Below are 26,784 nucleotides of genomic sequence, written 5' to 3'. Positions count from 1 at the left end.
CTGACTCCTGACTCCTGACTCCTGACTCCTGATAACTGACTCCTGATAACTGACTCCTGATAACTGACTCCTGATAACTGACTCCTGATAACTGACTCCTGATAACTGACTCCTGATAACTGACTCCTGATAACTGACTCCTGATAACTGACTCCTGATAACTGATAACTGACTCCTGATAACTGATAACTGACTCCTGATAACTGATAACTGACTAGCGGACTCCTAAAAACTTATGGGTTTGGAGACTGAGACGCCATTGGGGATGCCGAAGAACATAATTAAAGACTAACTCTTTGCTTTCTGCTGTATTCCATTCGGGTTGTAGATATTTAATCACCCCTTCCGATAACTTACTTTCCTGCATAGATGCCCAGTCTAAATCCTCTGGATGAGCCACGACAATTTTTAACTCATTTACCCGTGCATAAATACTAGGATCGGGCATTTTATAAGTTTTAGGAGAAAAAGTCACCCAATCGAAAACCCCAGTAAAAGGATGAGCGCCAGAAGTTTCTAAATGTACCCGTAAACCCTGATTTTTTAATTCCTTGGTCAAAGGATCAAGATTGTGCATCAAAGGTTCACCCCCGGTAATCACCACCATAGCGGGGTTAGCCCCTTTTGCCATCTCTACCAATTCCCGCAGGGATTGTTGGGGATAACGGTGGGCATTCCAAGACTCTTTTTGGTCGCACCAAGGACAATAGACATCGCAACCTCCTAAACGGAGGAAAAAAGCATTGCTTCCCGTCCAAAAGCCTTCGCCCTGCACAGAATGGAAAGTTTCGACAACAGGATAGGTACAATGGTTTATGCTAACCGTTTTCATAGAATCAGTATTATAGAAAATATGGACATTCCCCTGAACTTTGCCAAATACATCCAATGGTCTGGTATTGCCACGCTGGTTTTTTTGGTACTCACGATTATCGCTTTTCTCGTCGGTTGGGGAATCCGCTTTCGTCTCGTCGGTGTCACTAGCTTTATGGCTGTGTTGACGGTGGGGATTTTCGGTCTTGGGTTAGGATTATTTACTCGTACCGAAATTCCTGGAGCGGTGAGATTCTCCCTTGTCTATGATAACGGAGCTAATCAAGCTGTTATCTCCCTGCCCAATACTGTTACTCCCGAGCAGGTGGAGGCAACCCTAAAACAAGCCGCTAGTGACTTGTTTTCCTCTGGTCGCGCCGGTGCTGGCGGTAATAATCAATTTATCATTAGCGCTCGCACTCTGGTTCACCCTCAGCCCGGTTTATCTGCTCCTTTGTACTTAGGACAGATTAAAAAATCCTTCTCCGGCCCGGGGGATAATACTCCTGAACTACAGCTTTTTCCCGAAAGTTTCGCTAAACTTAGCCAATAATCCTGAGAGGTTGTCAAAAAATGTCCAATGCTGTCGCTGTTTTGCCCCTGTTAATCGCCCCCGCACAAGTGATTCGGGGTGACAATGCCCTAGAAGAATCCACCGGCAAATTAGCGGATTTGGGTAAACGTCCCCTGGTGGTGGGTGGCGATCGCAATTTAGCTTTTTTGTCATCTCCCCTGAAAAATCTCACCCCCAGCTATCACAGTTATGCCCCCGATTGTTCGGAAAATTCCTTAGCATATTTAAAGGCATCTGTCAAGAGTCATGAGGCAGATTTTATCATCGGTGTGGGTGGCGGCAAAGCCCTCGATACGGCCAAATTACTCGCCCATCAGTGCCATTTGCCGATCGCCACGATTCCCACCTCCGCGGCCACTTGTGCCGCTTGGACAGCCCTATCTAACATCTATTCCGACGCGGGGGCGTTTCTTTACGATCTGTCCCTAGCCCGTTGCCCGGATTTATTAATTCTCGATTACGGTATTATCCAAACTGCCCCGAAAAGAACCTTAATCGCCGGTATTGGCGATGCGATCGCTAAATGGTACGAAGCTTCCGTCAGTAGCGGTCATTGCACAGAAACCCTGATCATTGCCGCTGTCCAACAGGCCCGGGTTTTGCGGGATATTCTTTTCCAAAAATCCCCGGCAGCCCTGGAAAATATCGGCGGGGAGGACTGGAAACAGGTGGTAGATGCCACCGTTTTATTAGCCGGAGTAATTGGTGGTTTAGGGGGCGCTAATTGTCGCACCGTGGCCGCCCATGCAATTCATAATGGTTTAACCCATATTCCCGCTTGCCATCATGCCCTGCACGGGGAAAAAGTCGCCTACGGCATCCTCGCCCAATTGCGTCTAGAGGAAATAGTTTTGGGCAATCAATTGGCAGTATCGGCCCGGGGGCAACTAATCCAGTTTTATGAACAAATTGGTTTACCGAAATCCCTAGAGGATTTAGGATTAAGAGATGTTTCCCTTGCCCAGTTGCGCCACGCGGCCGCAATTGCCTGTCAGCCTAATTCGGACATTCATCGTTTACCTTTTACGGTTTCCCCCGAACAAGTTATGGCGGCCATGGTTTCCACTACCACTGCCGATACAGTCGGGCAGAAAGTTAAAGCTAATTAACGGGAATATTTTCGGGATTTATTAATCAAATTCTCACCTATAGCCCTAGGTTTTGAGCAGCAAATCAATCACAGCGCTCAACTAAACCATCCTGAAAGTCCCCCAAGCCTGAAAATCCTGATGCTGACAATTAAAAGAATAATCACCCTGCAATTGTGGGTTGGGTTGAATGATAGTGAAACCCAATAGGGAGCAAGCGTTGGGGGTGGTGCGTTCCCAAATACAAATTAATGTTAAAGCCACAATGGTTTGAGGGAACGCACCCTACAGGCTCATGCTGAAGAGGACCAAAATAAATGGAAGGAGTAAAAAAATGCCGACGATAGATATAGAGAAAACACGGCAAGCCTGGACAAACTTAAAGCCAATACTCTTTATCCCTCGCAACGAATCAGAATATGAACAATTAGTAATTATGTTTGATAATTTGATAGATGAAATAGGAGAAAATGAAAATCATCCTCTTGCTTCTTTAATGGAAATTTTGGGAATATTAATAGAAAATTATGAACAGGAAAATGTTCCCGAATTATAAATGGTAGGGGTGGTGCGTTCCCAAATATTGGTTAACCTTGAAATTGTCATGTTTTCAGGGAACGCACCCTAGAAAGCGATGCGTGCGCCCTAAATCCTTATCCGGCAAAAGACTTAATTGATTAGTTCGTTCTAGTCGGGTGTGGGGTAAAATCGGTAGGGATAGGCTTTCTCCATGGCTCAGGTTTTAGCATATATCGTGTAAATGCGCTAGTATTTAAACTAAAGCCGTCCTCAAAAGACGGGGTTTGGAACTCAATTTTTCGATGACGACAATAATCGACGAGTTAAGGCAACAATGGCAAGATCGCCTCTCTCAAACAGAGGATTCCTTAACCGATCGCCAACGGGATACCATTATCAATTGGTTACTCGGTGAAGATAGCCAACGTTGGGAAAATTTAGACGAGAGAGATTTAGAAATCGCTAAACGGGGATTAGTCTATCTTTGGCAAATTCTGCGGCAACGCTATCTCAAAGTTAGTCCCACCCGCGGCTATCGTAACCTGATCGATCGTCTCGGCGCTTGTGTCACTCTCCGGCAAAAAATTCGCACTTGGGTTTCCTTAAGTCGCGATCGTCGGCAAGCGGTGGCCGATGTCTTGCAAGAAATTATTCAAGAAATGTTAAATAGCGATCGCTATCTGCAATCCCAGTTAGCATGGATCGCTCGTTGTACCAACGATCAAGCTACTCGCGATCGGCTGCTGTTAGCCACCCTAGAGGAATACGCCCTGCGTCCGATCCGCAATCAACCCCTGTTAGCCTATCGTTTTGTTAATTATCTCCGTCGTCAATCGAAAAGCGGTATCACTAACGTGCCGCGGGAAGAAATGATCCGGATTCTCTCCGATGAAATTAGTGGCGATGAGGGGGAAAATAGCCTAAGTTTACTGGATCAAAATGCGATCGCTACCTACGAAGATGAACGCACTTGCCAAGAAGCGCAAATTCTCCGGGCAAAAGTTCAAGAGAGTTTTGCTAAGTATCTAGAGGAAAATGTTAGTCCGGAGGCGGTGACTTGGTTTAACCTCTATCTCGGGGGCGAAAGCCAAGATGAGATCGCCAAAGCGATGAATATTCCCATTCAACGGATTTATCGTATCCGGGAAAAAGTTGGCTATCATGCGATTAAGGTTTTTGCCCTCAAGGAAGGGACAGAATTAATCAGTGAATGGTTACAAATCAGCCCGAAAGAGCATAATTTTGGCTTAACTCTCAGTCAATGGCAAAGTTACTATGCTGGCCTTTCTCCCAGGGGTAAAAGCGTTATCGATGGCTTAAAAGCGGGTAAAACCCTTGAGGAAATCGCCGGCGAATTAAACTGTAAACGCACGCAAGTGGTCAAAGAATGGACGCAACTTTATCTAAGCGCCCAAAGTCTCAGGACAAAAACCTAATCAGTTATCAGTTATCAGTTATCAGTTCACTGAGAAAACTCCCCACACCCCACACCCCACACCCCACACCCCACACCCCACTTCCCATCCCCTTTTTGATTTTTGACTTCCAGAAATATGTGGATTATTAGCAAAAAAGTCGGGGTATTTACCCATTATTTAACCTCTGCGGGTACATTTACCCCCAGCATCGACAAAGCCAGTAAATTTTCTGCTCGGGAAATGGCGGATATTATGGCTAAAAAATACGGGGGAATAGTCGAGGCAATGAGATAATTATGACCATTGGTATTTGGATTTTAGGGGATCAATTATGGACAGGACAAGCGGCCTTAGCTAATCGTCAAGCCTATTCACAGGAAACGCCGGTTATTTTAATTGAATCCCACAATCATATTCGACAAAGACCCTATCATCAGCAAAAATTAGTTTTAATCTGGTCGGCGATGCGTCATTTTGCCGAAGAATTAAAAACTTTAGGATGGTCTGTCACCTACGAAGTTGCTGAAGATTTTGAACCGATTTTATCTGCTTGGATTAAACAATTAGGCATTAAAGAATTACAGATTATGATGCCTAATAATTTACCTTTTCTTAGATTAATCAAAAATCTGAATTTAGACTGTGCTATAACCCTAATTGATAATAATCACTTTCTCTGGACTAGGACAGATTTTAATAATTGGGCTAAATCTCGTAAAAGACTATTACTAGAGGATTTCTATCGAGAAAGTCGTAAAAAATGGCAGATTTTAATCGAGGATAATCAACCCATAGGAGGACAATGGAACTTTGATAAACAAAACCGCAAACCGCCCAAGGATGGATTAAAAACTGCTGCTCCTCTTTGGTTTGAACCCGATGAAATTACTCTTCAGGTTATCGCTGATGTGGAAGCTTTAGATATTCCTAAATATGGAAAAATCAAACCTTTTCGCTGGGCAGTAACCCGCCGACAAGCTTTACAAGTCTTGGAGCATTTTATTACTAATTGTCTGCCCAACTTTGGACCCTACCAAGATGCGATGGTAACGGGAGAAGAAACCCTCTGGCATTCCCTATTATCTCCCTATCTTAATCTAGGATTACTAACGCCGTTGGAAGTGATTCAAGGGGCAGAAATTGCCTATAAAAAAGATAATTTAGCCCTAAATAGCATCGAAGGATTTATCCGTCAGGTGTTGGGATGGCGGGAATATATGCAGGGGATTTATCATTATTTGGGAGAAGATTACGCTAATCATAATTGGTTTGAGCATCAACAACCCTTACCGGCTTTCTTTTGGGATAGTAACCAAACCGAGATGAATTGCCTCAAACAAGTATTATCACAGGTGGAAAATACTGGTTATGCCCATCATATTCAAAGATTAATGATTTTGAGCAATTTTGCCTTAATTTTTGGTTGCTCTCCCCAAGAGATTGAAAACTGGTTTCATAGTGTTTTTATCGATGCCTACGATTGGGTAATGCAGACTAATGTACTGGGAATGGGACAATTTGCCGATGGGGGAATTCTCGCTTCTAAACCCTACGCTTCCTCGGCCAACTATATTGATAAAATGAGTGATTATTGTCGGGGTTGTCTGTATAAAAAAAATGAACGAGTCGGGGATTTAGCCTGTCCTTTTAACTTTCTTTACTGGGATTTTTTGGCACGACATCGAGAAAAATTAAAATCCCAAGGTCGAGTTAATATGATTTTAGGTCATCTCGATCGAATGTCGGCAGCTGAACTTAATCAAATGCGCTGCCAGTCCAACCAATTAAGAGCTATCAGTAGTCAGGAGTCAAGAGTCAGGAGTCAGGAGTCAGGAGTCAATAGTCAATAGTCGGTCGTCGGGAGATTATAGCGTTTTTCACACCTGTGTGGTACATTTAAACTTTTGCTGATTAAGCTTTTCAACATCGATAATGTACCTCTTGCAAACAGGAAACGCTATATCTTTATTTATTCTCCCTTCTCCCCACTTCATAATTCATAATTCATAACTCATAATTCCCATCTCCCCACTTCCCCAAACCCCAACCCCAGTATGATAATTGCTATATGAGTAAATCAAAAGAAAAAAACCGGATTGCCTATCAGGAATTTGGAGATAAAAGCAATTCTCAAGCTTTTGAGCGTTCCATTCCTGAATTACCCCCAAATCAGCAGAATTTGCGAGTTCAAACCTCCCGCTCCGGTCGTGCGGGAAAAACCGTTACCATAGTTACAGGTTTTCAATGCCAAACCGAAACTCTGACGAAATTATTAAAACAGTTAAAAACTGCTTGCGGAACGGGTGGTACAGTTAAAGAAAATGCCATTGAGATCCAAGGAGATCATCGCCAAAAAATTCTACAAATTCTCATTGAATCGGGTTACAAAGCCAAAATTAGCGGAGGATAGCTAAAAATCATGATTCCCTCTTGGTTGCTTATCGGTGTCGTGGGATTTTTGGTCGCGTTAGCTGGGGGATTACTCAATTCTCGCGATGTACGTTGGTTTGCGCGATTGCGTCGTCCCGATTGGTTAACCTTTGAAAGATTAATCCCTCTTATCTGGACAATTATCTATATTTGTGGGGCAATTTCTGCTTATTTAGTCTGGGAAGCTCAACCGGCTAATCGCTGGTTTTTGATGGCTTTTTATCTGTTGGTGGAATTGACTATTACTGCCTATACTCCCGTCACCTGTAAACTACGCAGTCTCAAAGCGGGAACGATTATCGGAGGTACGGGTTTTTTCTTGGGTTGTCTTCTGGCGCTATTGGTTTTCCCTGTTTCTTCTTGGGCGGGCATCCTACTCCTACCCTACCTGATTTGGAGTCCGATCGGTACCTATGTGACTTGGGAAATGATCCATCTCAATCCTGGGGATGTATAGATAGGTAAAGTGGGATGGGTTAATTTTTAACCCATCCCACAGATCTTATTGCCATCTACCAACTTTAAAATCTAGACTGTTTTTTCCGCTCTAACTCGCTCTACCCTGCGAGGAATGGAGCAATCAAGGAAGTTAGGAACCTCCTGACGACAGTGAGGACAATACCAGTAGGCACGACCAACCACAAGGTGACGAAGGGTAATTCCCGAACATATAGGGCAGTTGTGCATGGATTGTTAGACTAATTTTAAAAGCTTTTAAAATTGTCCTACCTCCTACTGCGATTTTAAACAAAATCGCCGCTCTTTAACTCTAACTTTAGGTAGAAACCTAGTGTTTCTTTCGATAGACTTCCCAGAAAATACCTAAGGATGAGGACGGAAAAGATGGGAGTGTTGCGGGTGATAAAGTTGCGATCGAGTTCCTGTAATCTGGTTTAAAGCGGGACTAATTAGATAAAGGGTAGTTCTAGTTAAATTTTCCCGATGGGTTAATTGGGCCATCTCTGACAGGGGGACAACCCAGATTTTTTCGTCGGGCCAACCGAGACGGAAACAAACGGCCACTTGTTGCTCTGGCTGGTAGTATTTTAGGAGTTTTTCCTGGGCTTTGTCAACATGACGGGCGGCTAAATATAGGCATAAACTGGCTTTATGAGCGGCTAAAGAGGCTAATTCTTCACTTTCTGGCATGGGAGATGCTTTTCCTTCCACCCGGGTTAGAATAATTGTCTGGACTAATTCCGGAATCGTTAATTCTAGGGCCAATTTAGCCGCTAATCCTTGAAAGGCACTAATTCCGGGGATTAGCTGAAAGGGAATATCTGCTGCTGTCAAAAGATGAATTTGTTCTTGGATGGCACTATAGAGACTTAAATCCCCCGATTGCAGTCGCACCACCGCTAAACCCCGACGCACGCGATCGATCATTAAAGGGATAATTTCCTCTAGGGTGATGCTACTGGTGGGAATTAACTCGGCATCTTGACGAGTATCCTCAAGAATCTGTTTAGGGACGAGGGAATTAGCAAAGAGGATAACATCGGCTTTTTGGAGAATTTTATAGGCTTTTACCGTCAATAATTCCGGATCTCCGGGGCCCGCACCAATAAAATAGACGGCCGGGAGGAGAGCAGAGGAGTCAATTAAAGTCATACTAAATCCTGTTTACAAGGGGTGTGGGGTGTGGGGTGTGGGGTGTGGGGTGTGGGGAGAATAAATAAAAACAATCTCCTGAATACTGTCTCCTGACTCCTGAATCCTATCATTAACCTGAACATTTGTATTTAATTAGGGTGAATGACTATAATTAATGATAAAGCACAGTCAGCATTGACAATGATTAGCGATCAATCTCTCCCCCCCCAAAATATTGAAGCGGAAGAATCTATCTTAGGTGGTATTTTACTAGATCCAAAAGCGTTAGGTAGAATCAGTGATTTTTTAATTCCAGAAGCTTTCTATGTGAAAACCCATCAAGATATTTATCGTGCGGCGCTTGCTTTACAAGGGAAGGGAAAACCGACGGATTTAATGACGGTTAGCAGCTGGTTACAGGATAATTATCTGCTGGAAGAAATCGGGGGAATGCCGCGATTGTTACAATTAATTGAGCGCACTGTCTCGGCTGCCAACATCGATCGCTATGCTGAATTAGTGATGGATAAATATATGCGTCGTCAGTTAATTTCCACCGGGGGAGAAATTATTGAGTTAGCCAGGGATACGACGCTAGAATTAGAAAATGTTTTCGATGAATCGGAACAAAAGATTTTTCGTCTCACCCAAAAACGACCCCAGGAGGGTTTAATTTTTCTGGGGGATACTTTAATCGAAACTTTTAACGAAATTGAGAAGATGCAGGAGACGACCACTCTACCCGGTATCGAAACTCAATTTTATGATCTCGATGCGATGACCAGTGGTTTACAACCCTCGGATTTAGTTATTATCGCGGGTAGGCCTTCCATGGGAAAAACTTCTTTTGCTCTTAATATTGCCTATAATATCGCTCAACAGAATTTACCTGTGGCTGTCTTTAGTTTGGAGATGTCCAAGGAACAATTAGCCCAACGTTTGTTATCGAATGAGGCTAAAATCGAAAGTAATCGGATTCGCTCGGGCCGTTTGGGACAAAATGATTTAGAGAAGGTTCTTGGGGGACTAGAAAAGTTATTAAATTTGCCCATATATATCGATGATAGTGCCAATTTAAGTGTAATTCAAATGCGTTCCCAAGTGCGGCGTTTACAGGCAGAAAAAAAGGGGCAAATGGGATTAGTTTTAATCGATTATCTGCAATTAATGGAAGGGGGCGGTGATAATCGTGTTCAGGAACTTTCTAAAATTACCCGCAGTCTTAAGGGTTTAGCGAGAGAAATTCATGCTCCGGTAATTGCTCTTTCTCAGTTAAGTCGCGCCGTGGAATCTCGCAATAATAAAAGACCGATGATGTCCGATTTACGCGAGTCGGGATGTTTAGCGGGTGATAGTTTAGTTGAGTTAGCCGCTCCTCGTGCTAAAGTGCCAATTTGTCAGTTAGTGAATTGCTCTAATTTTACGGTTTTTGCTCTTAATGAGGAAACAATGAAATTAGAAAAAGCACTGGTAACTAAGGTCTTTTCCACAGGATTTAAGCCAGTTTTTCGATTAACAACTCGTTTAGGTCGCACGATTAGAGCTACAGCCAATCATAAATTTTTGACTGTCCACGGTTGGCAAAGATTAGATGAATTAAATATCGGTAATTATATCGCTTTACCTCGCTCTCTGAGTAATTCAGACCTAAGGTTTAATTGGGATGAAGTTATGGCAATTCAAGCGGATGGAGAGACAGAAGTGTATGATTTAACAGTAGATAAACTGCATAATTTTATTGCCAATAATATCATCGTCCATAATAGTATCGAACAGGATGCGGATTTAATTATGATGTTATACCGAGATGAATATTATAACCCCGATAGTCCCGATCGAGGTGTGGCCGAAGTAATTATTACTAAACACCGTAACGGTCCCACCGGCACAATTAAGCTACTTTTTCAACCAGAATTTACCAAGTTTCTTAATCTTAAACAAAGTCGCTCTAATTATTAAAATGAAAGCAACTATTAATTATAAAACTCCCAATTGGCTCTTAATACTTTTGGCAATTATCCTAACTCTCGGTGTGGTTTTTCGTTTTGCGAATATCGATAAAAAAATCTATTGGCATGATGAATCCTACACCACCATTAGAACCACTGGTTATCAAGCAAAGGAAATCGCTGATACTATCTTTCAAAACCGTCTTTTATCTACCACAGAATTAGGAAAATTTCAACAACTGAAACCAGAAAGTAATGTTTTTGACACAATAAAATCTCTCGCTAAAGAAGACCCTCAGCACCCACCTTTATACTTTATTATCTCTCGCTATTGGGAAAAAATATTCGGTTTTTCTCCCGTTTATTCCCGCAGTTTAGCGATTGTTTTTAGTCTTCTCTCCCTGCCATTTATTTACTATCTATCCCTAGAATTATTTGCGGCAAAGTTAACGGCAATTTTAGCAGTAATTTTATTAGCACTCTCTCCAGTTGATATAATATTTGCTCAAATGTCCCGTCAGTATAGTCTTTTGGTTTTGTTAACGATAATCAGTCAATTACTGCTGTTAAAATGCCTCAAAAAAAGAACTCTTGTTAATTGGTCTTTATATACCTTATCTAATACTCTCGGACTCTACACCCATCTCTTTTTTATTCTCAACTTATTTGCTCAAGCAACCTTGATAATTTGGTATCTTGTTATGAAACCAGAGCGAAAAAATAACTTGATATTTTTCCTGTTATCTGGGTTAACGATGATGATTTTATATATACCCTGGTTACAGGTTTTTTTAACTAACTCTCAAAGGGCCTTTAACTCCACCAGTTGGGCTGCCGTTAACTATCTCGATTGGGGATTTATCAGTAAATTATGGCTCTTAACTTTTACTTCTCCATTTAGCGATAGCGATTTTGGTTTTAATAACATCTTCACCTATATATATAGAATGATTTTTTTAATCTTAACTATCTATGCTTTTGAGCGAGTTTATCGCTACAATAACCCGATAGCTTTTACTTTTCTGATTACCTCAACCCTAGTACCTTTCCTAGCTTTAGTCATTCCCGATCTAATTTTGACCACCACTAGATCAACTGTCACCCGTTATCTAATTGCGACCTTTCCTACTATCTATATAACTGTGGCTTTTTTCTTGTCACAATTGCTTAATCAAGGTAAATTTTTAGGTAAAATTATCTTGACTTTTCTGTTAACTGCTAGTATAATATCGAACTTCAATAATGCTCTTTCCGAAACCAGTTGGGCAAAAGTTCCTAGTTATTGGAATGGCGAAGTTGCGAGAAAAATCAATGCTGTACCTAAGGCCATTATTATCAGCGACGAAGGTAATGACTGGACTAACTTAGGTGATTTGCTTTCCCTGAATTATCGTCTTAATGCTGATGTACAATACTTTCTGACTACCACTAACCCCGATACCGATAAGTTAAAAGAAGTCCTAGAAATTCCCCGGGTCAACTTATTTCTTTTTCGTCCTTCCAATCGGTTATTACTGGCCCTAGATCAATTCGATATTCGTCTTGATTATTTCTATCCTCAAGGTCAATTGTGGCGAGGGAAGAAATAGGTAAATATATAAGTAGGTAGGTGTTAGAAGTTGTCAGACACCCCCCTTATCAAGGGGGGCAGGGGGGATCAGAGGCAAAATCTATCTTCAATTTAATTATAACTACTTACTTAAGTAGTAGGACAAAATTAACTTCTTGGTTAGGATAGGCACTCATGCAAGAGGCACTCATGCAAGAGATGGTTAGATATGTCTAATTAATTGTGTCTAGCTATATATTTTGGGTCAATCTAGCCTGAAAGAGTTGAGCAAAGCTGGTATTATAACCAGTTAAAACCGTTAATCTTCACCTTAAAGAAATGACTTTTCTAATTCCGACCAGCGTTTGGCGGCAAATTCTTAAAAAGCTCCCCATACTACTATTCTTAGCATCTTTTCTCATAGTCCTACTATTAGGCTATTTTTCTGCTGCTTTCTCTCAAAGTCGGGATGGCGATATCCGCGGTGTTTGGATCACTACCAACGACACAGCCATGCTGATGGACAGGGATAAACGACAACAGGCGATCGAGCAATTAGTTAATCTTAATTTTAATGCTATCTATCCCGTGGTCTGGAATTCCGGTTATGCTCTCTATCCTAGTGCGATCGCTCAACGGGAAGGAATACAGCCTTTTGTGCCTACGGGAGCGCAGGGACAAGATATCTTGGCAGAATTGGTGGAACAAACCCGTGGAAGGGGATTATTGGTCATTCCTTGGTTTGAATTCGGATTTATGGCCCCTCCCACCTCAGAATTAGCCTTAAAACATCAGGACTGGTTAACCCAAAAACGGGACGGAGGGACCACTTGGGTAGGGGCAGCCGGTGAGGTGGTGTGGTTGAATCCTTTCCGTCCCGAGGTGCAGAATTTTCTGCGGGAATTAGTCTTGGAAGTGGTGGGACAATACGATATTAACGGCATCCAATTCGACGATCATCTGAGTTTACCCAACGAATTCGGCTATGATCCCTATACTATCGCCCTTTATCAACAGGAAACCGAAAAAACGCCTCCGGCTAACCCCCGGGATCCCGAATGGACAAAATGGCGGGCCGATAAAATCACCGCTTTTCTGGCTAATCTCAAAGAATCAATTGAGGCAATTAAACCGAATATACTGCTTTCGATCGCCCCTAATCCCTACGAATTCGCCTATAATGGTCATTTACAGGATTGGCTCGGTTGGGTGCGGCAAGGATTAGTCGATGAGTTGATCGTACAGGTTTATCGTCCCGATCTGCCCAGTTTTCTCAAGCAAATAGAGCGTCCCGAAATTCAGGAAACCCAGCAAACTATCCCCACCGGTGTGGGAGTTTTGACCGGTTTACGCAATCGACCGATTGCCCTACCCTTTATTGAAGAAAAGGTCTTGGCTGCTCGTCAACGGGGTTTAGGGGTGATTTTCTTCTTTTATGAAAGTCTCTGGCAGCAAGCTTTGGAACCTCCAGAAACCAGAAAAGCGGCAATTCAAGCGCTGTTTTCGCAACCCATCACTCCCCGTCTTCCCGTGCTGGAAAATATTCCCTTAGTTAGTACACCTGAACCTATTTACCAGCCAGAACTAACCCCCACACCTCCCCCCTTAGCACCGGACGGGATCGAAATTCCTGTAATTCCCCCTCCGGGTAGTTAATAGCAATTTTTGCCCACAGAGTCAATGCCACTGGCCACTTGACTCCCCCCTGAACGGTTACAAAATTATTTTCATTCTTCGCATTTTGGTGTCCTGTCAAGATAATGATCGTGTTGTTCGGCTCCGTCAGTGGGGAGTTGAGCGATAATTTCTGGCGGAACATCAGCCATAATTTCCTGAGCGATTTGCCAGATGGGTTTACGAGTTTCAGGATATTTTTCTGAGCGTGCCGATAGGAGGAAGTCGAGAACTTCTTGTAGGAGAGGCTCGGAGCTTTTCTCAATTTCCTGGAGGAGTTGTTCTTTGGCTGTCATGGGTGGTTTGGAATGGGGGGATATTCCAGATTATAGAGATTTATCGTGCGATCGCCGCTCTTGTGGCCTTGGGTATGACGTAAAAATTTAGGGTTAGGGCATCGAGAAGCCATTGTTGGATGGGAATATCCAGTGCTAAACGACCTTTTTGATGGGCCAAAGCCATTTCATAACAAGAAATGGGGGATACTCCTACGCTATCGGCTTGTTGAATCTGGGCTGTCCATTCTAAGGGAAATTGCTCAAAGTTTTCATTGATATACCAAAACCAAATATGGGTATCAAGGATGATCATTTTAGGCATTCCCAATCTTCTTGATCCACGATAGGACTGACAATATCCCCTAAGGTTTTGCCTTTACCGATTAAATGAGCAGGGGTCGTGCGTTTTACTTGGGTCGAGAGAGATGGTTCTTCTTCAATGATAATGATGGCGCGAATATTCTGTGCTTTGGGCTTTTCCCCTAGCCATTGGATGCGATCACCTTGGATGGTCACGTCATAATGTTTGAGCATGGTTAAGGTTCTCTAATAATTCTCTTAACTAAGTCTATAATATGACAATGAGAGTCTAAATGTGTTGATAATGACTATTTAATTGAAAGTTGTAACAGTCGTTCAGTTATGGAATACTGATGGGATGAAGCAAAACGACTTACTAATCTTCTTAAACACGGTATAGATTTAGCCGATGTTCCCGCCGTTTGGCTCTTCTGGTTTCTGTGTGGAAATGAGGTCTATACTGATAGTTTATTTAACAAAATAGTCCTAAAAGTCTTTCCCAGTAAACATTTCACGATTTCATAAGCAAAAATTATCACACACAGTCGAGAAGAGCCGCCGTTTTCGATGGGGACCTTTTAACGGTTGAAGATGATCGTCTCGATTATGGAGAGCAGCGTTTTGTTACATTGGGTTTACTAAAAGGGCGAATTATTGCCGTTGTCCATACCGAACGTGAGGATTACACTCGTATTATTTCTGCAAGAAAGGCAACGAAATATGAACAACGAACCTACTTTAAGCAACTCTCAAACTGATTGGCAACGATTAGACGCAATGAGCGATGAAGATATTGATTTGTCAGACTGTCCAGAAATTACACCTGAAATGTTTGCTAAATCCGTAGTGCTGCGAAGTGTCCCCGTAACCAAGGCCAAAGCTGAAGTTACTCTCTCCATTGATAATGATGTATTCGAGTGGTTTAAATCTCAGGGAAAAGGCTATCAAACACAGATCAATCAGTTGCTCCGAGCCTATATGGAAGCGCACCAATAACCATTAAATCTATGGTTTGATTATTATTTCTAATTGCTCCCAAATTAGACCTCTTGCATAATTTTTTTATGGTGTAATATAAGGTTTTGCTTTTTTCTCAATTCTTAGATTGAAGTGGAAAAAAGAATAAAATGTGATCTTAGGTCAGGAAATCATCTATAATTTTGCTATGTTTATTAGCAAAATTATGGATGATCAAAATTTATCAGATGAACAATTCAAACGCCGTTTCGGTGTGTATAAACAAACATATAGAAAGATGGTAGAATCAGTAAAAAGTGTTGAAGCCGAATCTAATTCAGCATCTAAAAGGAGACCGAAACCTAAACTATCTATAGAATAACAAGTTTTAGTAACGTTAGAATATTGGCGAGAATATAGAACATATTTTCACATTGGTACAAGCGGTCGACTATCAGAATCAACTATAGGTCGGATTGTAAATAAGACGGAAAAAATGCTTTGACAATCGGGAAACTTCCGTTTAAAAGGAAAAAAAGCTCTACTAAATCAAGCAGAGATACCTGAGGTAACGGTAATGGATGTAACGGAAACTCCCATTGAACGCCCTCAAAAGAAACAGAAAGATTTTTTTTCAGGTAAAAGAGGTTATCATACTTTAAAATCCCAATTAGTAGCTGATAAAAATACAGAGGAAATTATCTGTGTCTGTTGTGGGAAAGGCAGCGGCCATGATTTTAGTTTATTTAAAAAGAGTCGAGTTCGTTTTCATCCTTTAACTACCAGCATAGAAGACATTGATTGTCAGGGAATAGCTGCATACCATAGGAATAGTTATACACCGAAAAAGAAATCGAAAAATAGAAAATTAACCGAGTTAGAAAAAGAGTATAACAAGGCTTTAGCCAAAGAAAGGATTATCATTGAACCTATAAATAGGAAACTCAAAATCTTGAAAATCTTATCTTGTAAATATCGGAATCGTCGTCGAAGATATAGTTTAAGAGTTAACTTGTTGGCGGCTATTTATAACTATGAGTTAGGGATAGGTATAGCAGCTTCTTGCCTCAGACAGTGATACAATTCAGACTTGAATTGGCCTCAGCGCCTCTCGAACCTAGGAAATTAATTTGGCACGACTACTTAATTTCTACGGGTTCTAAATTATCAGCAGGAGTAAAACCAAAGAGACGGGAATAGAAATAAAATTCTGCATCTAATGCTCGTTTTATCGATTCAGCTTGACGAAATCCGTGTTGTTCTCCCGCAAAGGGAACGTAAGCAACGGGTAAACCTTTCGCTTTTAAAGCTTCTACCATCATTTCCGCTTGATTGGGTGGAACCACTCGGTCTTCTAAACCTTGGAAAAAGATTACCGGACAGGATAACTGAGCGGTAAAATGAATAGGCGATCGCTGATAGTAAATTTCCTTTTCTTGAGGATAAAGTCCCACCAATTTATCTAAATATCTCGACTCGAATTTATGGGTATCGTTGGCTAAAACCTCTAAATCACTAACTCCGTAATAACTAGCTCCTGCTTTAAAAGTATCATGAAAAGTTAAGGCCGCTAAAGTTGTATAACCACCGGCGCTGCCTCCGGAAATTGCCAATCTTTCCCCATCGACTAATCCCTGATTAACCAAATATTTTGCCCCGTTGATGCAGTCTTCCACATCGACAATTCCCCAATTTCCCAGCAAACGCTGACGATATTGACGACCATAACCCGTACTACCGCCATAATTGACATCTAGATAGCCAAAGCCGCGACTGGTCCAGTATTGCACCCGCAGACTTAAACTAGAGGTCGCCGCAGCCGTCGGTCCACCGTGACTTTTGACTAAAAGGGGCGGTAATTCGCCATTGGGGGCGGTATAATCGGGGTTTTTGGGGGGATAATACCAAGCATAGGCCGTTAGTCCCTCACTGGTGGGAAAAGCGAGCATTTCCGGAATCGAGAAATAATCGCTAGAAACAGTTAAATTACTAGAAGATTTGAGAACTTCTCTCGTTCCTGTGGCTAAATCCATTGAGACAACCGCCGTTACTTCCCTGAAAGAACCGCCAATAAAAACTATTTTACTCTCCCTGACTTGTAGGGAAGAAATGTTAGTATCAGCAGTGATAATTTCTCGGAATTCTCGATTAACAGTATCGATAGTTCCTAAATACCAACGGCCATCTTTTGTATAGCTACAAATAATCTGGGATTCCCCAGCAAAGCCGTAGTTAGATAAACCAAAAACCCAATGAGGGTAGGCAAATTCAGCATCAATTGGTTCGATAACTGGTTCGATTTGTTCATCGTGTTTAAAGCAATAAAAGTTCCAGAAATCATTACGATCGCTGGTAAAATATAAATGTTGATCGGCGGACCAGCGCGGTTCACACACCGACTCATTTTCACCACCAGCAATGACCCGAATATTACTCAAATAAAGATTATTAATATCCGCCACCCAGAGAAAAGAACTATCCCAGGGCATATTAGGATGATTCCAACTAATCCAAGCTAATCGAGAACCGTCGGCACTTAAGCGAGGAGAGGTATAAAAATCATCGCCTGATACTAAAGTTTCTATTTCTCCCGTATCTACATCGATGCTGACAATACTATTAACTGGTTCCCGATCTTTTTGGCTATGATCTTCACAAATACAGATTAAACGATTGCGAAATTTATCGAGAATTAAATCCGCATAACGACAGGAATTTTCTGGGGTGAGAGGTTGGGGTAAACTATCAGCAGTTTGGCGATAAATTCTTTGGTCAGCAAAATTACAAAAATAGATAATTCCGGCAACAATTAGATAGGAACCTCCCCCGTATTCATGGACACGAGTTCGCACATTAAAAGGCCCTGGAGTGATGTCTGTAGTTGTGCCGTCGGGGTTTAATTTAACTAAAACATTTCGCCCCTTTTCCTGTGGTCTGCCTTCTAACCAATAAATATCTTCTCCATCTAGAGTTACACCGCCAAGACTAATCGATGCTGCCACAATTAGATCGGAGGTAATCGGCGATTTCCAGGAACCGTAAGCTGATATTTGATTAGACATTTTCTACTAAAGCAGTGATCTTAATGGTGAACTAACTTGATCAGGAACGCTGATAAATTAAGAGAATTCCCAGTAAACAGGACAAGGTAGGGATTGGTTGCATCCCTACCTAACTCTCTGTTTTTCTGCAATCGGAGCGGCGGGATTCGAACCCACGACCCCTACTACCCCAAAGTAGTGCGCTACCAAGCTGCGCTACGCCCCGATATTGAACCTTAACCATCATAGCGATAATCGCAGCATTTTGCAAGCTTTTTTTTTCTTCCTTTCTCCCCCATTCCAGGAATTAGCGGCCAGCTATCTAGCTAATTGGGGAATACGTCCTTTTAATCCCGTCATTAATTGCAGGGCAAACAATTTCAACGGGGGGAAACCGCGCATCATTGCCAATCCGAGACGACGGATGACAACGATAGGCGGCCAGTTATTGGAGAACAGGCGATCTAGAAAATCTGTGAAGCCTAAAATCGCTAAATTCTCCGATCTACGCCATTTTTCGTAGGATTTTAGGGTAGAAAGCGCTCCGATATCCCCTTGCTTTTCCACTGCTTCCTTTAATACCTGCGCTAAAGCGGCCGCGTCGCGAATGCCTAAATTTAAACCTTGACCACCGACGGGATGACAACAGTGAGCGGCATCACCAATTAAAGCCAGTCGGGGTTTAACATAAGTATCACTCTGCATTAACTGTACGGGAAAGAGAGCGCGGGGGCTAACTAATTCGAGTTTTCCCAGTAATCCCCCCGTATATGCTTCTAATTTCTTGATAAATTCCGCTTCGGGCATTTCTTGCAGTTTTTTCGCTTCCCCATGGGGATTTGTCCAAACGATCTGACAGCGATTACCCTGGAGCGGTAAAATGCCCATCGGACCGGTGGGCCAAAATCTTTCAAAGGCGGTATCGTTGCGATCGAGTTGATGTTTAATGGTGAAAGCGACACAGGATTGCCAATATTTCCAACCTTTGGTTTTAATTTGCGCCCCTTGCCGGATAGCGGATCTGGCTCCATCGGCCCCGATGACTAATTTTGTGGTGATTTTTCGGGTTTGACCGGCTTCTTCCAGGGTGACAGTGGCTGTTTCTGCTCCGTACTCCACTTCTAACACTTTGGCAGGGGATAACCAGTCAATGCGATCGCAATCTTGGCCAGCATTGTGCAGGGCGGTTAAAATCACTTGATGTTCGCCCACATAGCCCAAATAATCGGTTTTTAGCTCATCGACCACAAAGGGGACAAAAATCGGGTAATCGGCATCAGAAAGGCGAATATGACGAAATTTACCGATACTGGGCGAGATTTTATCCCAGATACCCAAGCCTGTAAAAATCCGGCTCGACATCAGCGAGAGGGCATAAGCTTGACGACGGGAGGCGGCCACCTCTAGGGGACGTTCCTCGATCATAGCGATATTTAATCCTGTATTTTTTAAGGCCACCGCTAGGGTGGTTCCGACTATACCACCCCCGACAATGATTAAATCGTAGCTGTCCCGTCCTAACATATAAATATTTTTCTCAAAGATCATCAATGACTACAATGATCTATTCTGACACGATTTTCGGGGTTGCTGTCGGGTTTGATTCTCTTGACCCTACCTACCATAGACTTTAAAGGGTTTTGTCCGTCGCTGAGAGTTTCGGGTTATCGCTCTTCCTGGAGTTTCGGAAGGGCGATAACAAGCTGCTACAAGCCCTGTTGGCTGATGCTCCTGAGGCGCCAGTCTTCCTCGATACCCCGACGGGTAATCTGGCGGTGCTGGCACTTGCCCGCCGTTGGGGATATGTTTGGGGCAACAAACCGAGAACTTGGCTAAAGACATAACCCGCAAGATCAAGTTTTTTTAACTCTCATCAGATGCGAATGCGTCAAGGCTTTTTTGAGTCCAATTGTCCAGAGCAGTATTGATAGAGTTAAAAACTCCCATTGTTTCGAGCATATTCCCCTGCAACTTTTCTTGAAGTTCGCTAAAAATACTGGTTTGGACATTGAATAGATCATCTACTTTTTGAGCGCCCTTTAAGATCTCTAGATACTTGGCTGTAGTTTCTAGATAGAGGCGCATCAATTCTGCTTGCTTTAGTCCGAGACTGGTCATCGAACTTACATAAATTTCACCCAAGTCCTTAAAAGAATCAGAGGTTGCCTGTAAATTCACCAGCTTCAGTTGGCTTTGAAATAGTTCATTAATACTATCAGTATAAACTTCCCCCAATTCTTTGGTCAAGCTTAGATAACCCTTGCTTAGTTCAGCGAAGGCGCTGGGGTTAACAAAACTTGTTAACATGGCATCCATCGCGTTCACATTAGTGGCCGTAATATTCTTGAAGGACTCTATTGCCAATTTGTTCGAGTCAATCCACTGTTTAACTAGCTCGTTTTGCATGGTAGTTTCCTCGTAAACTGCTTAATGTATTTCTCTGTCTGTGCCAGCAAAAAGATTAAATTATTGAGGGCGCGGTTCGGCCAACCGTTCTAACATAGCGACAATTGCCCTCATCTGGGGAGACTCTCTAGTATAAAAGACAGGATTATCTGGGTCTGCACTAGAATATCCCCAAAAATCCCAGCATCCCTGGGGATTGTAAGGGATTGATGCTGACGGTTCAACCTGGGGATATAGGACAATTATCCTATTGGTATCAGCTATTTCATTGTAACCGGTTTTAGTGTAGTAAGTATCATCAATTTCCGTTGCCCCCTGTTTGCAACCATGAATAGCTACATGAACTTTGCAGCTTTCTTTTTTACAGGCTTCAGGTACATAAACATAAGCCTCCCGACTCATACTCGTCTTTTTACCGTCAATAAACTCGTTCTGGTCAAACCGAATAATCTTGCCACTTAATCTATTAGAGTCAACTGGTGGATTCAACTTGCCATAAATATGCCCTAAAATCCGATGGGATTGCATGAAATCGCAGTCGTTTATAAAGGGTGACTTAGTATCTGAACATGACACCCTAGACTCCTCGACAATTATGGCATGACCGGCATTGATATTCTTGTCGTATTTAATATTTTCTGAGGGCAAGCCGGCAGCTTGATAAAAATCTTTTACTTTGTCAACTACGACAGTTTTAACTACGCGATCATTTGAACCACTGAATAGATAGACTCGATCATCTTTTAAGTTGTTGAGATCGGCAATTTTGTTGGCACGGGCCAGTTTTTGAGCTTTTTTAAATAATCTTTTCCCATCCGGTCCTACTGACTCAGTCAGAGGATTCATGCAAGTTGATGTCGCTTGCTCGAAAAATTGCTCTGGATCCGTCTCGTAAGAACCTACACAATAAAAAGGACCGCCAGCAATAATACCTGCTCCTACCAGTCTATCTGAGTAGGCGACATGGAATTGAGCCGTCATGAAAGCCCCTGATGAAAGGCCAGAAACAGATGTTTGGCTTAAATCTGCCTGATAACCAGATAGCTTGGGTGCTTCCTCGGCCAAGACCGCCCCATTGAAGCTAAAAATACTAAAAATCAAAACAGCCAGTAGTTTTAATCCTGCCTTAATCATAAGACCTCTTGCAAAAATCGGAACCTATGATATTAAGATAAAGTCGAACAAGATCGAATGATATTAAGATAAAGTAAAACACATCGAACTTTGAAAACCCACTTGCCACTTCCCACTTTGCTGTACTTTTTAAACAGGATTTGGTATAACATATCTGGCTAATCTCTGGCAAGAGTGCCTCTCTTAACTAGCAAATCACCATGGAACTTGATCAACGAATAGCCGATTTTTATGACTCCTCTAGTGGACTGTGGGAAAGGATTTGGGGCGAACATATGCACCATGGTTACTACGGTCGGGGCGGCAAGATTAAACTCGATCGCCGTCAGGCACAAATTGATTTAATAGAAGAATTATTAACTTGGGGAAATGTCACCAGTGCTAATCAGATTCTCGATGTCGGTTGTGGCATTGGTGGCAGTAGTCTTTATCTGGCCGAAAAATTTCACAGCCAAGCGGTGGGGATTACTCTATCCCCGGTACAAGCCGCTAGAGCCAGCCAAAGAGCGCAAGAGTTTAATTTAGAAGAAAAAGTGAGTTTTTGTGTGGCTGATGCCCTAAAAACCCCCTTTCCTGACGATAATTTTGATCTGGTCTGGTCATTGGAAAGTGGCGAACATATGCCCGATAAAAGGCAATTTCTGCGGGAATGTTATCGGGTTTTGCAGCCCGGGGGCACTTTTTTGATGGCCACTTGGTGTCATCGTCCCACCACTTCCCTCGCCGGTAATTTAACGGAAGGGGAGATTAAACTATTAAACGAGATTTATCGGGTTTATTGTCTCCCCTATGTGATTTCTTTGCCAGAATACGCCGATATTGCCCGTGACATTGGCTTTCGAGACCTAAAAACCGATGATTGGTCTCTATCGGTGGCCGCTTTTTGGGATGTGGTGATTGACTCGGCCCTCAGCACAGATGCGATCGCTGGTTTGTTAGCAAGCGGTTACACTACTATCCAAGGAGCTTTATCTTTAGGGTTAATGCGGCGCGGTTACGAGTCGGGTTTAATTCGTTTTGGCTTACTGCAAGGGAAAAAATAAAGGCCGCTCTCTCCCTTTCTTTTTAACAAAACTTAACAATTATTGGCAAAATTTTGCTTGCTTTTGTGGGGAGATTTTGAGATAATATTTTTAAAAGATTTTATTCATAATGGTAATATTTGCAGTTGCTGGAATTTGCACAGATTCCCATTATAAGAAAAGCATAACGCAAACCGCCGCCAAAGTCAAGTCCTTTCCCATACTTATGGGTGCGAATTTCCTGGAATCAAAAAAAGGGCTTTGGTGGGGGGGCAGGTGTTGGGGAGATTTTTGCTGTGTTCAGTGAACAGTTATAAGTTATCGGGTAGAACCGGGGAACGAGATAATGCTCTAGAAGAATTGACTTTTTCAGGATTGCCTGAGCAATTTCAGCCAGATTTACCGAAATATATTCCCCCGAAGCAGCGAACCTGATTCCCCATTTTTTTAGGGAACGATTGTATGGGGTAACTTTCGTTCAGCCCGACAAGAGCCAAAAAATTGCCAGTAGAATTGCTAGGAGGCTCCCAAGAGGAGCTTGATTCCGATGGCTCAGGGCAGATTTGAACTGCCGACCTTGGGCTTATGAGTCCCCTGCTCTGACCAACTGAGCTACTAAGCCGTTGTTTACACAGTTATCAATCATAACACACAATCACCCAGTTGCACAAGAGCAAAAAAGGGAAGATTTTTTCTTCCCTTTGCGGGCATCTTTAACGTCTGCCTGGCAGGAAAGCCATGGGGTTGACTGCGCCCTGGCCGGAGGGGTGAACCTCGAAATGTAGGTGGGGGCCGGTGCTAAAACCGGTGCTACCCATCTGAGCGATTGGCTCGCCTTGCTGAACAGTTTGGCCGCGACGCACCAGCAGACGGCTGTTATGGGCATAGAGAGTGGTGCTACCATCGGGGTGACGCAGTTTCACCAGATTGCCATAACCGCCAGAATTCCAACCGGAGGCGATTACTTCACCGGCGGCCGCCGCCACAACCGGTGTACCCACTGGACCGGCGATATCGATGCCGCGATGAGGTCTGCCCCAGCGCCAACCGAAACCGGAGGTTAACACACCTCTAGTGGGCCAGATAAAGCCAGTAAAAATAGGGGCGGGATTAGGTAAATACTCATCGGGATTAGCGAGGGGAGGAAGGGAAGGTTCTACGGTTTCGCCGACGGGAATTCGTAGGCGATCATTATATTCTTCCACATTGGTAGGAGCCGAACCGATAATCTGTGGGGGGGTGCTTTGGTTAGAACGAGAACGAAGGGCAGCCCATTGGGGATTAGGGGTTATTTGCCGATCATCGACGGTTTCTGCGGGATTATCGACGGGAATAGCGATACTTTTCTGGGTTTCCGAAAGGTTAGTTTCCCGCAGATTAGCCACCTCTTGGCGCAATCTTTCCCGATAGCTGCCGGTGATATTTTCGGGGAATTCTTCCGTCTCCGTGGTGGCGGTGGCGGCGGGCAAATTTTGTCGATTGCTGGGGTTAAAGGACAATCTCTGGCGATCGCCGACCAAGGGAGTAAGATTTTGATTAACTCTAGCGTTGGCAGAGCGGTCGGGAATCACTAGGGTTTGATTAACTTTAATCCGGTTGGGGTTGTCAATGCCGTTTTCCCTGGCTAATTCGGCGGGGGTGATGCCGAGAGCGCGAGCGATCGTGTTTAAGGTATCCCCTGGCCGAACCCGATAAACTTGGTTTTCTGGGGGAACTATGACCCGAGGATTGGGAACGGCGGGAATTTCAGTCACAGGAGCCGGATTTCGTAGGGCAACGCTGGGAATTTCCGGTCTGCTTGTCAAGGGAGGATTAACGGCAATTGTGGCTATCGGGCGATCGCTTTCAGGGGTGGGAACGGGAATCGGGATCACCTGGCTGGTTGGTCGGGGCGATTCTTCGGGAGCAATAACGGGAATCTCGACAGTGGTTGGCGAATTATCGGGAACGAGAGCGGTAGTTTCGGTGACGATTACTGTTTCCCCGGAATCGGACTGATGGGGGATTTCCTGGGTCCGTAGGGCGGCCAAACTTTCTTGGAGACGTTGACGGGTTTGACGCAGACTAGCAGAGGAACTATCCAACTGCTCAGGAGTTGCTGCCGGGGCTGCCGGGGGCAACTGCTCAGGAGTGGGAATTTTTAAGGTTTGTCCGATAATCAGATCGGATTGGGGGGGGAGATGATTGCGGGTAGCGATCGCTGTAGGGGTAGTTTGATAGGTGTCGGCTAAACTCCACAGGGATTCTCCCGGTTTTACCTGATGCTCAACCACTGATGTGGCGATGAATTTGACGGTAGCAAGTGCTTGGGATTGGATTATTTGCGGTTCTTTTAGTTTTTTACCCGCATCCTTGGCTTTTTGGGACAGGTCGATCACTTCCCATTCTAAGGGTACAGAATTGGCGGCCTGGGCTGATTCTGAGGTGGAGTTGAGAATGCTAGGTACTCCCAGAGAGAGTGCTAATCCCAGTAGAGCAACTGAGTAACGGACTCGGTTAGACTCAGCAGTGCAATTCTGTTCTGGGGTAGCGGATGTCATGGGGTTGGGGATAAAAGTCTCTTTCAAACAGACCTCCTGTGGTGTAAAGAGTTAGCTAGAGCCAGTGGATTAAGCCGATGATTCTAGCTTTCAGCATTAGCCTTGAGGCTAGAGTAGAAGTTAGGCAACTTTCTTTTTAGTCAAAATACCTAAAGGTGACTTTTAGGAGAGATTAACTTAGATTTTGAAATTATGCAAGTCTCCCTCTGACTATTAGCATCGGGATCACGGCAAGTTGGTGACATTTTGAATGTCCAGATTGACGATGCTCTATCTCAGTTGTTCCAAGCTGATCAGCATTTTTGGTCTTGCCAATTTTTGCCAGTTTTTTGATAGAAATTTTTTATCTGTTTGGCAATTTACAAAGAAATTATTAATCATTCGCCGCTCGACAGGAAACAAGGGGCAACGATGGCTATTCAAGGTCAATACCGGATAAATAGGGTTTGCCGAAAAAATTTTTTCTGGGGGCAGGGTGTGGGGTGTGAGGTGTCGGTCGTCCATAGCCAATTAGGTGACACTTCGTCTTGATGAGAAAAAGGCTGTCAGCATTTCCTTGGCTAATTCAAGGATGGTGAGCGCCTGTTCCTGATCGAAAATTTGGGTTGAAAACCCCGCCCTTTAGCGGAGCGGAGGGCGGCTTGATTACTTTAACTTTTTAATCCAATCCCTGACAACTTCGGCAGCCGAAATTTGTTTTTGTTGAGCATACCGTTTGAGTTTTTCTAGTTCTTCGTCAGAAAGTCGCACTTGTAAGATATTAGGTCTTGACATTGTGTTGTAAATAGGCTACAGTGCCAGCATACCAAAGGCAGCCTCCTTTAAGTTAAACCGCCCGTGAGCGGCATAAAAAACACATATATGCTCCTGCTAGTGGTTGGGCTTCCTTGCACAGAGGTGCGGATAACCTCTTAAAAACCCATGCACTCTAACGAGTACCGAAAACTAGCACCGATAACCTTGAAAACTTAAACTGTAGGGTAGGGCATACCCGAATAGTATAATCGGTAAACCCGAACGTCAATGTAAAGATTGTGGTCGTCGGTTTGTGATCAACCCCAACGATAAAACTATCTCACCGGAGACTAAACAATTAATTGATCGGCTATTTCTGGAGCGAATTTCTCTAGGAGGTATTGCGAGAGTGACAGGCATAAGTTGATCATGGTTACAAAATTATGTCAACAATAAATTGGCTGCTGTTCCCCGTCAGATAAGGGCGGGCTGAAAAAACCAAGGTGAAATTCACCGGAGAAGGTGATGAGATATATAGCGTTTTTCAGTCTGCTGAGGTACAAAAGTTATGGGTTTTAGGCACTCATGCAAGAGGCAGAAGGCAAAAGGGAAGAAAAATAGGTGTAAGCTAAAACGCACTTAAACCACCTAAAATAGAAATAGTAACTTGAGAAAAATCCTACTTATGCCAGCCAAAGATTTCCTAGACTTAGAAGAAAAGAAAAACTTACAAAAAGCTCTTAAAGAAGAAGAAAGAGCAGAGG

General features: G+C 43.2%; 26 protein-coding genes, 2 tRNA genes and 1 pseudogene. 16 read left to right on the top strand and 13 right to left on the bottom strand.

All coding sequences use genetic code 11. From position 1 onward, the window contains the following. Window positions 1–214: 214 nt before the first annotated feature. On the bottom strand, window positions 215–832 hold the full coding sequence (locus tag O9295_RS19775) for a 7-carboxy-7-deazaguanine synthase QueE (protein ID WP_002799113.1): 618 nt from the start codon (window positions 830–832) through the stop codon (window positions 215–217). Between O9295_RS19775 and O9295_RS19770 the strand changes: the two genes are divergently transcribed. The 8 genes from O9295_RS19770 (at window position 809) to O9295_RS19735 (ending at window position 7,299) form a co-directional block, all read left to right on the top strand. Beyond that, window positions 809–1,366: a Ycf51 family protein gene (locus tag O9295_RS19770; protein WP_287169873.1), complete on the top strand. Its 558-nt coding sequence runs from the start codon at window positions 809–811 to the stop codon at window positions 1,364–1,366. The genes O9295_RS19775 and O9295_RS19770 overlap by 24 nt on opposite strands. Window positions 1,367–1,386: 20 nt before the next feature. Further along, on the top strand, window positions 1,387–2,496 hold the full coding sequence (locus O9295_RS19765; RefSeq protein ID WP_288034742.1) for an iron-containing alcohol dehydrogenase family protein: 1,110 nt from the start codon (window positions 1,387–1,389) through the stop codon (window positions 2,494–2,496). Window positions 2,497–2,809: 313 nt separating this feature from the next. Beyond that, on the top strand, window positions 2,810–3,031 hold the full coding sequence (locus O9295_RS19760) for a hypothetical protein (RefSeq protein WP_288034739.1): 222 nt from the start codon (window positions 2,810–2,812) through the stop codon (window positions 3,029–3,031). A 265-nt stretch (window positions 3,032–3,296) separates the two neighbouring features. After that, a complete protein-coding gene (locus tag O9295_RS19755) occupies window positions 3,297–4,430 on the top strand; it encodes a HetZ-related protein 2 (RefSeq protein ID WP_288034737.1) in 1,134 nt (377 codons plus the stop codon). Between the two features lie 117 nt (window positions 4,431–4,547). Continuing rightward, a complete protein-coding gene (locus O9295_RS19750) occupies window positions 4,548–4,706 on the top strand; it encodes a hypothetical protein (protein ID WP_186814394.1) in 159 nt (52 codons plus the stop codon). Between the two features lie 2 nt (window positions 4,707–4,708). Next, a complete protein-coding gene (locus tag O9295_RS19745) occupies window positions 4,709–6,262 on the top strand; it encodes a cryptochrome/photolyase family protein (protein ID WP_288034733.1) in 1,554 nt (517 codons plus the stop codon). A 218-nt stretch (window positions 6,263–6,480) separates the two neighbouring features. After that, window positions 6,481–6,822, top strand: coding sequence for a translation initiation factor (locus O9295_RS19740; RefSeq protein ID WP_287232089.1), 342 nt, complete (start codon window positions 6,481–6,483; stop codon window positions 6,820–6,822). Between the two features lie 9 nt (window positions 6,823–6,831). After that, on the top strand, window positions 6,832–7,299 hold the full coding sequence (locus tag O9295_RS19735; protein ID WP_288034730.1) for a TspO/MBR family protein: 468 nt from the start codon (window positions 6,832–6,834) through the stop codon (window positions 7,297–7,299). Between the two features lie 365 nt (window positions 7,300–7,664). On the opposite strand, the gene cobM is transcribed toward O9295_RS19735, so the two are convergent. Further along, window positions 7,665–8,453: a precorrin-4 C(11)-methyltransferase gene (gene cobM / locus O9295_RS19730; RefSeq protein ID WP_288034727.1), complete on the bottom strand. Its 789-nt coding sequence runs from the start codon at window positions 8,451–8,453 to the stop codon at window positions 7,665–7,667. 183 nt (window positions 8,454–8,636) lie between these two features. On the opposite strand from cobM, the gene dnaB reads away from it, so the two are divergent. The 3 genes from dnaB (at window position 8,637) to O9295_RS19715 (ending at window position 13,589) form a co-directional block, all read left to right on the top strand. Next, window positions 8,637–10,394 (top strand): replicative DNA helicase, encoded by a 1,758-nt coding sequence (dnaB, locus tag O9295_RS19725; protein ID WP_012265677.1) that lies wholly within the window; start codon window positions 8,637–8,639, stop codon window positions 10,392–10,394. Window position 10,395: 1 nt separating this feature from the next. Next, window positions 10,396–11,973 (top strand): glycosyltransferase family 39 protein, encoded by a 1,578-nt coding sequence (locus O9295_RS19720; protein WP_288034724.1) that lies wholly within the window; start codon window positions 10,396–10,398, stop codon window positions 11,971–11,973. 299 nt (window positions 11,974–12,272) lie between these two features. Beyond that, the gene (locus O9295_RS19715; RefSeq protein WP_288034722.1) at window positions 12,273–13,589 is read left to right on the top strand and encodes a family 10 glycosylhydrolase; all 1,317 of its coding nucleotides are present in this window, start codon (window positions 12,273–12,275) and stop codon (window positions 13,587–13,589) included. Window positions 13,590–13,660: 71 nt separating this feature from the next. On the opposite strand, the gene O9295_RS19710 is transcribed toward O9295_RS19715, so the two are convergent. Genes O9295_RS19710 through O9295_RS19700 form a run of 3 tightly spaced genes read right to left on the bottom strand, consistent with a single transcriptional unit; the run spans window position 13,661 to window position 14,419 of the window. Next, window positions 13,661–13,903 carry a hypothetical protein gene (locus O9295_RS19710; RefSeq protein ID WP_147073606.1) on the bottom strand — a complete coding sequence of 81 codons (243 nt, stop codon included), beginning with the start codon at window positions 13,901–13,903 and terminating at the stop codon, window positions 13,661–13,663. 40 nt (window positions 13,904–13,943) lie between these two features. After that, the gene (locus O9295_RS19705) at window positions 13,944–14,207 is read right to left on the bottom strand and encodes a type II toxin-antitoxin system VapC family toxin (protein WP_261779669.1); all 264 of its coding nucleotides are present in this window, start codon (window positions 14,205–14,207) and stop codon (window positions 13,944–13,946) included. Beyond that, window positions 14,195–14,419, bottom strand: coding sequence for a hypothetical protein (locus O9295_RS19700; RefSeq protein WP_046661696.1), 225 nt, complete (start codon window positions 14,417–14,419; stop codon window positions 14,195–14,197). Before O9295_RS19700 ends, O9295_RS19705 begins: the two co-directional genes overlap by 13 nt. A gap of 287 nt (window positions 14,420–14,706) precedes the next feature. Between O9295_RS19700 and O9295_RS19695 the strand changes: the two genes are divergently transcribed. The 3 genes and pseudogenes from O9295_RS19695 to O9295_RS19685 all read left to right on the top strand — a co-directional run bounded on the left by O9295_RS19695 (window position 14,707) and on the right by O9295_RS19685 (window position 16,220). After that, on the top strand, window positions 14,707–14,943 hold the full coding sequence (locus O9295_RS19695; RefSeq protein ID WP_288034747.1) for a BrnT family toxin: 237 nt from the start codon (window positions 14,707–14,709) through the stop codon (window positions 14,941–14,943). Continuing rightward, the gene (locus O9295_RS19690) at window positions 14,906–15,181 is read left to right on the top strand and encodes a BrnA antitoxin family protein (protein ID WP_046661695.1); all 276 of its coding nucleotides are present in this window, start codon (window positions 14,906–14,908) and stop codon (window positions 15,179–15,181) included. Before O9295_RS19695 ends, O9295_RS19690 begins: the two co-directional genes overlap by 38 nt. A 169-nt stretch (window positions 15,182–15,350) precedes the next feature. Next, window positions 15,351–16,220: pseudogene (locus O9295_RS19685) on the top strand (IS5 family transposase). A gap of 61 nt (window positions 16,221–16,281) precedes the next feature. Here the strand turns inward: O9295_RS19685 and O9295_RS19680 are convergent. From O9295_RS19680 to O9295_RS19660, 5 genes are all read right to left on the bottom strand, one after another. Further along, window positions 16,282–18,204, bottom strand: a complete 1,923-nt coding sequence (locus O9295_RS19680) for a S9 family peptidase (RefSeq protein ID WP_288034717.1) — start codon at window positions 18,202–18,204, stop codon at window positions 16,282–16,284. A gap of 131 nt (window positions 18,205–18,335) precedes the next feature. Continuing rightward, window positions 18,336–18,409 (bottom strand) — tRNA-Pro (locus O9295_RS19675). A gap of 92 nt (window positions 18,410–18,501) precedes the next feature. Then, a complete protein-coding gene (locus O9295_RS19670; RefSeq protein ID WP_288034744.1) occupies window positions 18,502–19,707 on the bottom strand; it encodes an FAD-dependent hydroxylase in 1,206 nt (401 codons plus the stop codon). A gap of 339 nt (window positions 19,708–20,046) precedes the next feature. Beyond that, window positions 20,047–20,589: a phasin family protein gene (locus O9295_RS19665; protein ID WP_002759045.1), complete on the bottom strand. Its 543-nt coding sequence runs from the start codon at window positions 20,587–20,589 to the stop codon at window positions 20,047–20,049. Between the two features lie 60 nt (window positions 20,590–20,649). Next, complete coding sequence (locus tag O9295_RS19660) at window positions 20,650–21,723, bottom strand: extracellular catalytic domain type 2 short-chain-length polyhydroxyalkanoate depolymerase (protein WP_288034714.1); 1,074 nt, start codon at window positions 21,721–21,723, stop codon at window positions 20,650–20,652. 200 nt (window positions 21,724–21,923) lie between these two features. On the opposite strand from O9295_RS19660, the gene O9295_RS19655 reads away from it, so the two are divergent. Beyond that, window positions 21,924–22,766 carry a methyltransferase domain-containing protein gene (locus tag O9295_RS19655; RefSeq protein ID WP_288034711.1) on the top strand — a complete coding sequence of 281 codons (843 nt, stop codon included), beginning with the start codon at window positions 21,924–21,926 and terminating at the stop codon, window positions 22,764–22,766. 282 nt (window positions 22,767–23,048) lie between these two features. Then, a complete protein-coding gene (locus tag O9295_RS19650; RefSeq protein ID WP_287972181.1) occupies window positions 23,049–23,180 on the top strand; it encodes a hypothetical protein in 132 nt (43 codons plus the stop codon). A gap of 113 nt (window positions 23,181–23,293) precedes the next feature. Here the strand turns inward: O9295_RS19650 and O9295_RS19645 are convergent. The 3 genes from O9295_RS19645 to O9295_RS19635 form a co-directional block, all read right to left on the bottom strand. Further along, a tRNA-Met gene (locus tag O9295_RS19645) sits at window positions 23,294–23,367 on the bottom strand. A gap of 91 nt (window positions 23,368–23,458) precedes the next feature. Then, entirely contained in the window at window positions 23,459–25,285 is a 1,827-nt protein-coding gene (locus O9295_RS19640) for a peptidoglycan DD-metalloendopeptidase family protein (RefSeq protein WP_288034708.1), read from the bottom strand. 645 nt (window positions 25,286–25,930) lie between these two features. Further along, complete coding sequence (locus tag O9295_RS19635; protein ID WP_079207831.1) at window positions 25,931–26,059, bottom strand: YlcI/YnfO family protein; 129 nt, start codon at window positions 26,057–26,059, stop codon at window positions 25,931–25,933. Window positions 26,060–26,784: the final 725 nt, after the last annotated feature.

The organism is Microcystis sp. LE18-22.4A, from assembly GCF_027531105.1.
Classification (GTDB): domain Bacteria; phylum Cyanobacteriota; class Cyanobacteriia; order Cyanobacteriales; family Microcystaceae; genus Microcystis; species Microcystis aeruginosa.
The sequence above is the reverse complement of the archived record's forward strand: the minus strand, read 5'-3'. Positions and strand labels throughout refer to the sequence as shown.

Excerpts from the sequence above, each read along its gene's own strand:
- O9295_RS19755 (WP_288034737.1), top strand. The coding sequence starts at position 3,297 with ATGACGACAATAATCGACGAGTTAAGGCAACAATGGCAAGATCGCCTC.
- O9295_RS19700 (WP_046661696.1), bottom strand. The coding sequence starts at position 14,419 with ATGCTCAAACATTATGACGTGACCATCCAAGGTGATCGCATCCAATGG.
- cobM (WP_288034727.1), bottom strand. The coding sequence starts at position 8,453 with ATGACTTTAATTGACTCCTCTGCTCTCCTCCCGGCCGTCTATTTTATT.
- O9295_RS19690 (WP_046661695.1), top strand. The coding sequence starts at position 14,906 with ATGAACAACGAACCTACTTTAAGCAACTCTCAAACTGATTGGCAACGA.
- O9295_RS19680 (WP_288034717.1), bottom strand. The coding sequence starts at position 18,204 with ATGTCTAATCAAATATCAGCTTACGGTTCCTGGAAATCGCCGATTACC.
- O9295_RS19670 (WP_288034744.1), bottom strand. The coding sequence starts at position 19,707 with ATGTTAGGACGGGACAGCTACGATTTAATCATTGTCGGGGGTGGTATA.
- O9295_RS19765 (WP_288034742.1), top strand. The coding sequence starts at position 1,387 with ATGTCCAATGCTGTCGCTGTTTTGCCCCTGTTAATCGCCCCCGCACAA.
- O9295_RS19735 (WP_288034730.1), top strand. The coding sequence starts at position 6,832 with ATGATTCCCTCTTGGTTGCTTATCGGTGTCGTGGGATTTTTGGTCGCG.
- O9295_RS19760 (WP_288034739.1), top strand. The coding sequence starts at position 2,810 with ATGCCGACGATAGATATAGAGAAAACACGGCAAGCCTGGACAAACTTA.
- dnaB (WP_012265677.1), top strand. The coding sequence starts at position 8,637 with ATGATTAGCGATCAATCTCTCCCCCCCCAAAATATTGAAGCGGAAGAA.
- O9295_RS19655 (WP_288034711.1), top strand. The coding sequence starts at position 21,924 with ATGGAACTTGATCAACGAATAGCCGATTTTTATGACTCCTCTAGTGGA.
- O9295_RS19775 (WP_002799113.1), bottom strand. The coding sequence starts at position 832 with ATGAAAACGGTTAGCATAAACCATTGTACCTATCCTGTTGTCGAAACT.
- O9295_RS19715 (WP_288034722.1), top strand. The coding sequence starts at position 12,273 with ATGACTTTTCTAATTCCGACCAGCGTTTGGCGGCAAATTCTTAAAAAG.
- O9295_RS19750 (WP_186814394.1), top strand. The coding sequence starts at position 4,548 with ATGTGGATTATTAGCAAAAAAGTCGGGGTATTTACCCATTATTTAACC.
- O9295_RS19770 (WP_287169873.1), top strand. The coding sequence starts at position 809 with ATGGTTTATGCTAACCGTTTTCATAGAATCAGTATTATAGAAAATATG.
- O9295_RS19640 (WP_288034708.1), bottom strand. The coding sequence starts at position 25,285 with ATGACATCCGCTACCCCAGAACAGAATTGCACTGCTGAGTCTAACCGA.
- O9295_RS19665 (WP_002759045.1), bottom strand. The coding sequence starts at position 20,589 with ATGCAAAACGAGCTAGTTAAACAGTGGATTGACTCGAACAAATTGGCA.
- O9295_RS19740 (WP_287232089.1), top strand. The coding sequence starts at position 6,481 with ATGAGTAAATCAAAAGAAAAAAACCGGATTGCCTATCAGGAATTTGGA.
- O9295_RS19635 (WP_079207831.1), bottom strand. The coding sequence starts at position 26,059 with ATGTCAAGACCTAATATCTTACAAGTGCGACTTTCTGACGAAGAACTA.
- O9295_RS19720 (WP_288034724.1), top strand. The coding sequence starts at position 10,396 with ATGAAAGCAACTATTAATTATAAAACTCCCAATTGGCTCTTAATACTT.
- O9295_RS19710 (WP_147073606.1), bottom strand. The coding sequence starts at position 13,903 with ATGACAGCCAAAGAACAACTCCTCCAGGAAATTGAGAAAAGCTCCGAG.
- O9295_RS19705 (WP_261779669.1), bottom strand. The coding sequence starts at position 14,207 with ATGCCTAAAATGATCATCCTTGATACCCATATTTGGTTTTGGTATATC.
- O9295_RS19745 (WP_288034733.1), top strand. The coding sequence starts at position 4,709 with ATGACCATTGGTATTTGGATTTTAGGGGATCAATTATGGACAGGACAA.
- O9295_RS19660 (WP_288034714.1), bottom strand. The coding sequence starts at position 21,723 with ATGATTAAGGCAGGATTAAAACTACTGGCTGTTTTGATTTTTAGTATT.